The sequence below is a fragment of the Cellulophaga sp. F20128 genome, from assembly GCF_023015805.1.
Lineage (GTDB): Bacteria > Bacteroidota > Bacteroidia > Flavobacteriales > Flavobacteriaceae > Cellulophaga.
Map to the genome: position 1 here is coordinate 44,016 of NZ_JALKBA010000009.1, position 11,895 is coordinate 55,910.

10 protein-coding genes are annotated in these 11,895 nt (G+C 36.2%); 5 read left to right on the forward strand and 5 right to left on the reverse strand.

What is annotated here, in order from left to right:
• Nucleotides 1-3: 3 nt before the first annotated feature.
• The gene (gene bshC, locus MWU65_RS10290) at nt 4-1,605 is read right to left on the reverse strand and encodes a bacillithiol biosynthesis cysteine-adding enzyme BshC (RefSeq protein WP_247077678.1); all 1,602 of its coding nucleotides are present in this window, start codon (nt 1,603-1,605) and stop codon (nt 4-6) included.
• A 217-nt stretch (nt 1,606-1,822) separates the two neighbouring features.
• Here bshC and MWU65_RS10295 point away from each other — a divergent pair, with 217 nt between their 5' ends.
• Nucleotides 1,823-3,151, forward strand: coding sequence for a carboxypeptidase-like regulatory domain-containing protein (locus tag MWU65_RS10295; RefSeq protein WP_247077681.1), 1,329 nt, complete (start codon nt 1,823-1,825; stop codon nt 3,149-3,151).
• Nucleotides 3,152-3,182: 31 nt separating this feature from the next.
• Nucleotides 3,183-4,235 (forward strand): LD-carboxypeptidase, encoded by a 1,053-nt coding sequence (locus tag MWU65_RS10300; protein ID WP_247077683.1) that lies wholly within the window; start codon nt 3,183-3,185, stop codon nt 4,233-4,235.
• Nucleotides 4,236-4,243: 8 nt separating this feature from the next.
• On the opposite strand, the gene rocD is transcribed toward MWU65_RS10300, so the two are convergent.
• The 4 genes from rocD to MWU65_RS10320 form a co-directional block, all read right to left on the reverse strand.
• A complete protein-coding gene (gene rocD, locus MWU65_RS10305; RefSeq protein WP_247077686.1) occupies nt 4,244-5,491 on the reverse strand; it encodes an ornithine--oxo-acid transaminase in 1,248 nt (415 codons plus the stop codon).
• 136 nt (nt 5,492-5,627) lie between these two features.
• A complete protein-coding gene (locus tag MWU65_RS10310; protein ID WP_247077688.1) occupies nt 5,628-6,527 on the reverse strand; it encodes an endonuclease/exonuclease/phosphatase family protein in 900 nt (299 codons plus the stop codon).
• Nucleotides 6,524-7,588 carry a glycoside hydrolase family protein gene (locus tag MWU65_RS10315; RefSeq protein ID WP_247077690.1) on the reverse strand — a complete coding sequence of 355 codons (1,065 nt, stop codon included), beginning with the start codon at nt 7,586-7,588 and terminating at the stop codon, nt 6,524-6,526. The genes MWU65_RS10310 and MWU65_RS10315 overlap by 4 nt, the downstream gene beginning before the upstream one ends.
• Nucleotides 7,589-7,593: 5 nt before the next feature.
• Nucleotides 7,594-9,054 carry a sulfatase gene (locus tag MWU65_RS10320; protein WP_247077693.1) on the reverse strand — a complete coding sequence of 487 codons (1,461 nt, stop codon included), beginning with the start codon at nt 9,052-9,054 and terminating at the stop codon, nt 7,594-7,596.
• Between the two features lie 113 nt (nt 9,055-9,167).
• Here MWU65_RS10320 and rlmD point away from each other — a divergent pair, with 113 nt between their 5' ends.
• The 3 genes from rlmD to MWU65_RS10335 are packed head-to-tail and all read left to right on the forward strand — an operon-like array spanning nt 9,168 to nt 11,858.
• Entirely contained in the window at nt 9,168-10,583 is a 1,416-nt protein-coding gene (gene rlmD / locus MWU65_RS10325; protein WP_247077696.1) for a 23S rRNA (uracil(1939)-C(5))-methyltransferase RlmD, read from the forward strand.
• A gap of 23 nt (nt 10,584-10,606) precedes the next feature.
• Complete coding sequence (locus MWU65_RS10330) at nt 10,607-11,119, forward strand: DUF6452 family protein (protein WP_247077697.1); 513 nt, start codon at nt 10,607-10,609, stop codon at nt 11,117-11,119.
• A complete protein-coding gene (locus MWU65_RS10335; RefSeq protein WP_247077699.1) occupies nt 11,100-11,858 on the forward strand; it encodes a DUF6048 family protein in 759 nt (252 codons plus the stop codon). Before MWU65_RS10330 ends, MWU65_RS10335 begins: the two co-directional genes overlap by 20 nt.
• The last annotated feature ends 37 nt before the right edge of the window (nt 11,859-11,895 follow it).

Sequence of the window (11,895 nt, forward strand, 5' to 3'; positions counted from 1 at the left end):
TATTTACAATTCTAATATTAGAAAATTGTCATCTAAAGGTTTAAGATGCTTAATTAATTGAGGAATTAAATTAGAACCAAACTCAAGGTAATGTTCGGAGAAATTTTGGTTTCTTTCTTGTAGGGATTTGTTCGGAAATAATTCGTTCTGAATTTCTGTCATACGAACTACCTGGTCTTTTAGCTTTCGTTTTTGAGCTTGTAGTAATCGACTTTCCAATGCTTCCAGCCCCTTTATTTGCTTAACTTCTTGTGCCTTTACAGCTCCTAAAAAAGACTTATCAGTCTGTTCCGCAAGAACATACAAGGATTTAAACTGCTCTACCAGATGTTCTTTTTGCTCAGAAAAATCGATATCTATATTTGATATTTCTCTTATTTTTTTATTCACCAAGCTATTTTGCTTTAAAAATAAATCTTGAATAGAGATATTTAGTTTCTCCAATTTGTGGGCCTGTTTTTCTGCTATAATCAAAGCAGAATTCCGCAGTAACAACATAGGAAAGGCAACTTTTTGGCTTTCAAAATATGATTTTAGCTCCAGCCAATACGCTAATTCTCCACCCCCACCAATATAACAAAGGTTAGGCAAAATAACTTCTTGGAACAACGGACGTGTTACAACATTTGGAGAAAAACGCTCTGGAAATTCATCCAACTCCTTTAAAATTTCAACCTTAGAAAAGCTAATGGTTGTGTTAAGTACATGAAAATAATTGTCTTTTGCAACGATTCGTTCCCGAATTCCGTCTATCAAATAAAAATAGTTTATTTCCCTAGGGTTCACCTGAATTTTATACTCTGATGAAACGGCAGAAAGATTTTCAATGGTTTCTCCTACTTTTTTAAAAGCTGTATTATGAAACAAGTCATCCTTTACATAAGGCACTTGCATTTTTTTTAACGCAACATCATCGCCATCTATGATTACCAAACCATAGGCGGTAAAAAGTGAATTCGCCAAAAAGCGAGTAGCATCGGTTAAATTAGCATGTTTTAAATAAGCATCTTCAAATAATGATTTTAGTTCGTTTGCTATAGTTCCTCCCCCAATATCACTTGAGAAAGCTTCAAAAACTGCTTGCAATCCTTCCGTATCAAATCTTCCAACACCTCCTGTGGCATTGCTATTCCATTGTATTTTTTTTCCTTTAAAATTAAAATAGTTTATCTCTTCAAAATCATGATCTTCAGTAGCCATCCAATATACGGGCACAAAATTAAATTTCGGGTACTCTTTTTTTAATTGATTGGTAAGGTTAATCGTTGAAATAATTTTGTATAAAAAATACAAAGGACCCGTAAATAAGTTGAGTTGATGCCCCGTTACTACCGTAAAAGTAGTAGCATCTTTTAATAAGGAAATATTGGCTTTCGTTTGGTTAGAACTCGTTGTTTTGGAATATTGATTATGCAAAGAAGCCACCAAAACATTTCGTTGCTCCTGTGTAAAATTAGCCCCTTTTTCTGCAATTTGTTCTTTAAAATTTTCCAGATTAGGAAATCTATGATAAAAGGGATTCAACTCCTTTTTTTGGTCTAAATAATCGCACATCAAACTAGAAAAATAGCCCGTGTTTTTATAAGGAATGTGTTTTATTTTCATAGTTCAATTATAATCTTTACAAAGATAAAATTCTTTAGTTAGCAGTTTCCTAAAATAGGATCGTCTTTTTATTTTTAACAGTGATTTAGCAAAAAACAACCAAATGCCATGAATTCCAACATTCTGCTGATTCCATAAAAACACATAAAGTAGTAAAAAATTCGTATCTTTAAGAGGCTCGCTTATTTCCCGAAAATACTAACTTAATTCTATTGTTATGATAGCTTCACTCTTAAAATACCCACAACAGTTACCCTTGCGGCTATTCCTTTTTTGTCTTTGCCTATTTTGCGTTGAAATATCTAGTGCTTCTTCATTTTTTCAAGAAACGACCAACAGTTCTCCTTATGATCAATACAAAGGAAAAGTACTGGATAACGACTCAAACAAGCCCTTGGTTTTTGCCACTTTAGCCTTGGAAAATTCCAACATAAGCAGCATCACAAATGCAGAAGGTAATTTTATTTTAAAGATACCTAAAGACATTAGCAACGGAAACATTATTGTATCGTTTCTAGGCTATCAGACAAGAACCTTTGCCCTACAGCAATTAAAGGAGGATCATAATAAAATACTATTGACCATTTCTGTCACTGAACTTTCTGAAATCAATATATCTGCTCCCAAAGACGCCAAAGCATTAGTTTTGGAAACCTTTGCCAATAAAGGAGAAAACTATTTTCAAGACCCCACGGTAATGACTGCTTTTTATAGGGAAAGTATAAAGAAGCGAAGAAAAAACATTTCCCTGTCTGAAGCGGTTGTAAATATCTATAAAACACCCTATTCCTCATTCCGTAAAGACGCGATACAATTATACAAAACTAGAAAAAGCACCAATTATTCAAAAATGGATACGCTTGCCTTAAAACTACAAGGTGGCCCCTTTAATGCCCTCTTTGTGGATATTATGAAATATCCGGAATATATTTTTAATGACGCCGCCATTGAAAATTATGTATTTTCGTTTGATCATTCTACAAGAATCAACAACAAATTAATTTATGTGATCAATTTTATTCAAGCTGAAAATATAGAAGAACAAATGTATCAGGGTAAATTGTATATTGATGCAGAAAGCAAAATACTCACCAGCGCAATTTTCTCCCTGAATATAACAAACCGGGAACGAGCCTCTAGGATGTTTGTTCGTAAAAAACCTGCAAAAGCAGATGTATGGCCTACAGATGTTGCGTATAGAGTAGATTACAGAGAGAAGAATAATAAATGGTATTATGGCTACAGTAATGCCATTTTAGAATTTAAAATAGATTGGGATGATCGGTTATTTAATTCTGTTTATAGTATGAGTTGCGAGATGGCGGTTACCGATTGGGAACTAAACACAAACCATACGGTTCCAGATAGGAAAGACAAATTAAAAACTTCCATTATTCTAGGTGATGAAGCCCTTGGGTTTTCGGATCCTGATTTCTGGGGAGAATACAACATTATTGAACCCGATAAATCTATTGAATCTGCCATAAAAAAAATAAATCGTCAATTAAAAAAAAGCAAGCCTAATGGCACTGCTGTAAAACCCTAACCCTTTACTTCGCTTATAATCCTAGAATTAAATGTTACATAGAAGAAAATTTATTGCCACAGCCGTTAGCGCTACCGTTGTGAGTCTTATCCCAAATAGCGCTACTCCTAATTTTATATCTAGCCCAAAAACAAATACCCTACTTAAGGGGAAACGATTAAAAAAAGGAGACACTATTGGTTTAATTGCTCCGGGCTATGCCTTATCAGCAGAAAGTCTTCAAAAAGCAATAGAGACCGTTCGCAAAATGGGATTTGTTCCCTACCACACCGCGCGCATTATAGGAAACTATGGCTATTTCAGTAATACAGATGAAGAACGAGCTAAAGATCTAAATGAAATGTTTGCCAACCCCAAGATAGACGGAATTATTTGTGCCCGTGGGGGGTATGGCTGTACCCGTATAATGCAAATGATAGATTATGAAATCATTAAGAACAACCCTAAAGTGCTTATTGGTTTTAGCGATATTACTACGCTGCTTAATGCCTTTTATAAAGAAGTTGGGCTTGTTTGTTTTCACGGTCCAGTAGGTACTACATTGGATGATGACTACAGTATGTCTCAATTAAAGCAAGTAGTTGTACACCCTACCAAAAATCTCCTCATAAAGAATGCAAGCCTTTCAGAAGAACAAATAAAAGATGTGGAATACAACCGGTATATCATTACTCCTGGCAAGGCTAAAGGTGTAATTATTGGCGGTAGTCTTACTCTTATAAACGCCCTAATTGGCACGCCTCACGAGTTAGATTTTACGAATAAAATTGTATGCATTGAAGATGTAGAGGAAGCTCCCTACCGCATAGACCGTATGCTTACGCAACTTATAGAAGGAAAAACTTTTAGAAAAGCTGCTGGGATTGTTGTTGGTGTTTGTGCTGGTTGCAATCATTCCTCTAACTCAAAGTCATTTACACTAAAAGAGGTGCTTATTGATCGCTTAAAGCCACTGAACATTCCGGCTGTTTACGGAATGTCATTTGGCCATATCCCCAATAATTTCACATTTCCTATTGGGATAAAAGCAAAATTAAACACGGCCAAAATGACTTTAAAAATCATAGATACAGCCGTGCTTTAAAGTACTATTTATTTCTTTGCAAAAGCCGCTAAGGTTTTAGTAATGATACTCACACAATCTAACAATTGTTCTTTTGTCATCACTAATGGCGGTGCAAACCTGATGATGTTCCCGTGGGTGGGCTTGGCTAACAAACCATTTTCTTTTAATGCCATACAAATATCCCAAGCCGTAGAGCTGTCCTCAGTATCGTTTATGATAATGGCATTTAATAGTCCCTTGCCTCTCACAAGAGATACCAAATCGCACGTTGTAATGAATTTTGTAAGTTCTGCTCTGAACAATTCCCCTAAGAGTTGCGAATTTTCAGCTAACTTTTCATTTTTTACCACTTCTAAGGCTGCAATACCTACTGCTGCCGCAACAGGATTCCCTCCAAAAGTACTACCGTGATTACCTGGTTTAATTACTCCCATTATAGGGTTGTCTGCTAAAACACCAGAAACAGGATACGCACCTCCAGATAATGCTTTTCCTAAAATAAGTATGTCTGGTTTTACGTTTTCATGATCTACTGCCAACATTTTACCGGTTCGGGCGATACCTGTTTGTACCTCGTCTGCAATAAATAAAACATTGTGTTTTTCACACAACTCTTTTGCCTTGGCTAAATACCCATCAGTTGGCACATAAACACCGGCCTCTCCTTGGATTGGTTCCACTAAAAATCCTGCGACATTTTTATTCGCAATGATTGCATCTTCCAATGCCTTTAGATTGTCATATTCAATTTTGATAAAGCCTGCTGTATAGGGTCCAAAATTTTTACGAGCTATAGGATCGTTGGAGAATGAAATTATGGTCGTTGTTCGTCCGTGAAAATTATTTTCACAAACAATTATTTCCGCCTGATTCTCTTGAATCCCTTTCTTCTCGTACGCCCATTTTCTACATATTTTAAGTGCCGTTTCTACTGCCTCAGCCCCTGTATTCATGGGTAAAAATTTATCAAAGCCAAAAGTATTGGTAATGTACTTTTCAAACTTTCCAAGCACATCGTTATGAAATGCTCTTGAAGTTAAGGTCAACGTTTGTGCCTGATTCACCATTGCCTCAACAATTTTTGGATGACAATGACCTTGGTTTACTGCCGAATAAGCCGATAAAAAATCGTAATATTTTTTTCCTTCTACATCCCAAACAAAAACGCCTTTTCCTCTATTTAAAACAACAGGTAACGGGTGGTAATTATGGGCTCCATATTTCTCCTCCAATGCAATAGCATCTGCTGACGCTGATCCTTGAATAATTGACATAACTTAATTCTTTTTGAATAATACTTAAACGATTCCTACTTAAGGAGAGAAATCACCCTATATTCTTGAAGTTTTCGCAAATTACAAATTGCTGCTCGGTCTTAAAAATAATAAACAAGATTCTTGAAAATTATTTTTAATTTGAAAAAGAGGCGCTTACTGGATAATGGTCAGACAACATCCAATTTTCCGCACCATTGTGTACGCTTGAACCAGTACATTTTAATACCAATGCGTCAGAAACCATAATATAATCTATTCTATTTAGCCTTGCTTCCAACTCCTCAGCTGTTTCTTTGCTTTTGGTACCCAAAATTTTCCCAGGGAAACTACCTCGTTCTCCCATACCGTTTGTAAACAAGCTTGTTACATCATACAATGGAAAAGAGATAAAACCAGACATAACCGCATAATCAAAAACACCATGCTCTATGTTTCCATCCAATCCCTTGCCCTGATTAGACGCTTGTGCTCTTTGCATTAATGCCCCATCAACATCATATAAATCAGCATCAAAGGGAGAATGGGCATTAAAGTCTCCCAAAACAATAAATTTTGGGTTTGTTTTTTCAATTTCAAGAAGTTTATTTGAAAGAATTTTCACTTCTTCCCTTCTTCGTTTAATACTCCCGGGATGTAAATGGATCACTAGAAAATCGACATCCTTAATTTTACAATGTAATGCACCATGATGCATACCATCAATTATTTTTTCTTTCAATGCTATGGGATATTTCGACGTAATTCCAACGGAATACCCTGTTGTTTTTAGCAATACCGAATAATTATGCCCCCAGGACTCAGCATCTTCTTGCAATTTTTCTGGTGTATAGGCGCACAATTCTTGCAACCCAATGACATCTGAATTTTGGGCTTTAACCCATTGCTGTAATGCCGCTCTTCGATCCACATCCTTACCCCAATCAAAACCATTCCAAATATTATAGGTTAAAACTTTAAAACGATCTTCCTGGGCTTGCGAAATACCGCTATTAATAGATAAAAAGAATATTAAACACACTATTAAATTTTTCATTCTTCCTCTAAATTTATTTTAAATACATGTCCAACGGTACGTTCACCTCCAAAAATATTCCATCCACTTGGACCGTATAGGTAGGCTGGTGTATCGTTAATCATCAAAATTTTAGGGCGTTCTAGTTTTGGTTCTGACCCATAAATCTTCACTACTTTTTCAGCATCATATTCTTTATAATAGGATGTTAACTTATTATACCCAATGGTTGCATCTTCTATCTTAAAAGTAAATCCATCTTTCGATTTCCAAAGTGTTCCCCCACCAACTATCCCTGTATTTTGTCCGTGGTTGTCTGTGGTAAGCAAATAAATATGGTCTTGATAATAAAAAACGGTCCCATCCTCTAAGGTCCCTTTGTTTGCCGTAACCGGCTTGTCTGTAATTACATAAGGTCCCTTTAATTTTTTGGAGATTGCTAGCCCGTATTTTAAACCCTCTTTTTTAGATCTTGTTTTAAAGTATAGGTAAAACTTATTCTTCACTTTTAAAAAAGCAGGATTAACCACCCCGTTTGCCGATTCATAATTCCATTTAGTAGCATCGTTGGCACTAAGAATCATACCATCTTTACCTACTTTCTTCCAAGGGCCATAGGGAGATTTAGAAATAGCCATTCCCGTATTTTGATTCCCTGGATGCGGAGGTTGTTTGTAATCTGAATTACCGATGTATAGGAGAACATATTTATTCCCTATTTTTTTAATCTCTGGATTGTGGGCCCCGTATTTATCCCAAGTATTTTTACCGGTACCTGCAATCGCTACATCAGAAAAAACGAAGGGGCCTTCCGGGCTATCTGCAACATAATGTGCTATTTCGGATGATTTACGCCAAGCAGGATTTACATTTTTTTCTGGCCAACGCGCTGCGTAAATATGTGTTTTACCATCTTCACTCTGTACTGGTGCACAACCCCAAATGGTATATCCATCATCTTGCAAAGCAACACCTTTAAACTCTAAGTTTTTAGCAATAAAAGACTGGGCTACCGCACTCGTCCTTTCTTGTCCAAAACAACAAAAGCTTAGTACTAAAAATACGAATTGTATGTTTTTCATCCCCCTTATTTATTGTATTCAATTCCTAAATCGTTAGTCCTCACTTCTACTAATTTGCGTTTAAGTTTTTCCTTCATATCTCGTACTACGGATGCATATCTAGGATTTTCAGCCAAATTATTATATTGCTTCACATCATTTTGCATATCAAACAACTCTATACCAGCACTTGCATCTTCGTTGTACTGTATATAAGCCCATTGATCGTTCCGAAGTAAAAAAGATTTTCCCCCTTGAGATACAGAAAAAGCCATATCTCTTACTTTAGAATTAGGATCATCCAGGGTTTTTACCAAACTTTTACCTTGAATATTTTCAGTTGCTTTTAAGCCGGCTAATTCCGTCAATGTTGGATACAGATCTAATAACTCTGTAAAGGAATTGCAAACTGCCGCTTTTTTACCTGGGACTTTAATTATCATAGGTACACGCACCGATTCTTCATGCAAACTCACTTTCATCCAAAAACGATGTTCTCCCAAATGAAACCCATGATCAGATGTAAATACTACGATGGTATTGTCTTCTAGGCCTTCTTCTTTCAATGTTTTTAACACCTTACCTACTTGCGCATCCATATAAGAAACGGATGCATAATAGGCTGCGACTGCTTTTTTCTCTTGTTCTTCAGACATTTGTCCGTTTACACTAGTCACATAATTAATACCTCGTGCTGGAATATCATCCCAATCGTTTTCTACTTTTGGTGGCAATATCATTTGCTGATGCGGATAGGGTTCAAAATATTCTATTGGAGCAACAAAGGGTACATGCGGTCTCACAAAACCAACTGCCATAAAGAAGGGTTTATCCTTGTGTTTTTTAATTAATTCGGATGCTTTTACTGCTGTTTTCCCATCAGAATGTGCTAAATCTCCTCCCTCGCCTTTTACTATGGTCATTACATTACCTCCTTTTCGCGGCTTATCGCCGTAGGGATTGTTCTGCACCAATTCCGCCTCTCCTTCTGCCTGCCATTCGGGCCCTTGACTATTATATCTTTCGGTCCAAGAAGCAGCATCATCTTTGCCATTAGAGCCGGTTTCTATATCTATAGGAACACCCATATGGTATATTTTACTCACACGAGCTGTATAATACCCATTGTCCTTAAAAACTTGTGATAGCGATTTGCGATCTGGGCCAACATTTTCTCTTCCACTAACATAACCATAGGTTTGTGTGGCATTGGGGTAATACCCAAACATTAAAGACGCTCGCGATGGCCCGCAAACAGGGTACTGTGTATACGTCCGGGAATATGTAGTTCCTTCTGCTGCCAACTGATCAATATTAGGAGTGCTACACTGTTGGTTCTCGTAGGATGAAATAGCAGTCGCAGTTAAATCATCTGCAATGATAAAAAGTACATTCATTTTTTTTGTTTTACCCCCCGTACTCTTTCGTTTTTGTGCATATCCAGAAAAGACAAAAAGTACAGCGATAACAAGAAAAATTTTTTTCATTTATTGATTTTTAATTCCCACATAAACCTTTAAAAGCAAGGCAGTTTAACTTTATTGCTAATTTAACAATAATGAGGTATTTGGATACCAAATAATTCTACTATTTTTGCGCTATGCGAAAAAAAACAAAAAGAGTAGTTTTTGAAAATGTAGAAGTGGTAGATGCTGGTGCAAAAGGAAAAACTATAGGCAAGGCCCCAGACGGACGTGTAATTTTTCTAAACAACGCGGTTCCTGGTGATGTTGTTGATGTGCAAACCACAAAAAAGAGAAAAGCGTATTTTGAAGGTACTGCTATTAACTACCATACACTATCTAACAAAAGAACGGAGCCAGTCTGCGAACATTTTGGAGTTTGTGGTGGTTGCAAATGGCAACATATGGGGTACGAGCATCAGTTGTTTTACAAGCAGAAAGAAGTTGAAAACAACCTCAAAAGAATTGGTCACTTAGACCTCCCTACTATAACCCCAATTTTAGGTTCTAAAAAACAATATTTTTACCGTAATAAAATGGAGTTTTCTTTTTCTGATAGTAGGTGGCTTACGCTAGACGAAGTAAAATCTAACGAAGAAATCCTAGACAAAAATGCCTTGGGCTTTCATATACCTGGCATGTGGGATAAAATATTAGATATTAAAAAATGTCACCTGCAGGCAGATCCATCAAATGCAATACGATTGGCTACGAAAGAATTTGCCATCGAAAACAATTTAAGCTTCTTTAATCCAAGACACCATACTGGCGAATTGCGAACGCTAATGATCCGTACCAGTAGTACTGGGGAGATTATGGTACTGCTACAATTTTTTGACAACCATAAAGAAAAAAGGGAACTTTTATTAAACCATTTGGCGCAAACTTTCCCTGAAATAACATCGCTTTTATATGTTATAAATCAGAAACAAAACGATACTATTTACGATCAAGACATAGAGTGTTTTGCAGGACGTGATCATATCTTTGAAGAAATGGAAGGGCTTCAGTTTAAAATAAATGCCAAATCTTTTTATCAAACCAACTCCGAGCAAGCGTATGAGTTGTATAAAATTACACGAGATTTTGCGGAATTAAAAGGGGATGAATTGGTTTATGATCTATATACAGGTACAGGTACCATTGCTCAATTTATCGCCAAAAAAGCTAAAAAAGTTGTTGGTATAGAGGCAATTCCAGAAGCCATTGAAGACGCCAAAGCAAATTCTAAGCATAATAATATTGATAATACAGTGTTTTATGCTGGCGATATGAAAAAAATATTTAATGCTGACTTCATTTCTACCAATGGGGTGCCAGATGTTATTATTACGGATCCACCACGAGATGGGATGCATAAAGATGTTGTTGCTCAAATTTTAAATATTGCACCTCATAAAGTGGTGTATGTTAGTTGTAACAGTGCCACACAAGCGCGGGATTTAGAAATGATGAAAGAAATCTATGAGATTACGAAGCTACAAGCTGTAGATATGTTTCCGCAAACACATCACGTAGAAAATGTTGTACTTTTGACAAAGAGAGCACAATAATTGCTCATAAAACTAAAGCAACTATGTTTGTAAAGAAAACAGGGATACTACTATTCATTCTAGTTTCAATTATTACATCATCATGCGAGAAGGATGATATTTGTGTTGACGGAGAAACACCACTTTTGGTTCTGGAGTTTTTCGAATTTGATGCCGCTGAGGAGACTACCAAAACAGTCTCCAAACTAAGAATTGTTGGAGAAGGTAAAAATGTAACGGTTAGTACTATTGCAGATCGTTCAGACCTCCAATCCATTACCCTACCCTTGCGAGTAGATGAAACAGTAACTACCTATCATTTTATAGTAAATTCAGCTGATGATGCTAATGGGGTAGAAACTGGAAATACGGATATGATTGCCTTTAATTACACGAATAAAGAAGTGTATGTATCAAGGGCTTGTGGATTTGTAATGCATTTTGATGCTTTATCAACTACCTTAGAAACCGATGCAGAGAACTGGATTAAAAATATAGAAATAGCAGAAACCTTAGTTGAAAATCAAGCCGTTACCCATGTTAAAATATACCATTAGTATTTTCTTTCTTTTTGCTTCTGTACTAGCTTTGGCCCAAAGCAAGACCATTGACCTAAACAAAAAAGATTCGGTTGCCTACCAAGAACCTTATGGCATACGAGTTGGTGTGGATATTAGTAGGTTGGCAAAAAACTTTTACAGCAGTGACTATAGTGGTTTTGAAATTACAGGCGATTATAGGATCACTCATAATTTATATTTAGCAGCTGAATTAGGGAACGAGAACAATACACGTCAAGAAGATTATTTCAATTTTACAACTTCGGGAAGCTATCTTAAAATTGGAGCCGACATCAATATGTATGAAAACTGGTACGGAATGAACAACACCATTTTTATTGGTGGAAGATATGGGTATAGTTCATTTAACCACACAATTAACAACTACCAAATATATGATGCAGATAGGTATTGGTCTCCAGATGATTTTGTTGAAGGCGCAACTAATTTAAAAGAATTCTCTGGATTAAATGCTTCTTGGTTAGAGTTTGTACTGGGTACAAAGGTTGAGTTATTTAAGAATCTTTATTTAGGTGCAAGTGTTCGATTGGGCTTTTTGGTTAGTAATAAACGCGATGCAGAATTTGCCAATATTTGGATTCCTGGGTTTAACAAAACCACAGAAGGCAGTAAATTTGGCACGGGTTACAATTACTCCCTTAGTTATCTAATACCGCTTTACAAAAAAGCCAAAAAGAAGAAAAAGGAAGTAGAAAAAAAGAAGGCTGTAAATTAGTTGTTGGTTGAAAATAGAAAGGCTGAAACCCACAGAT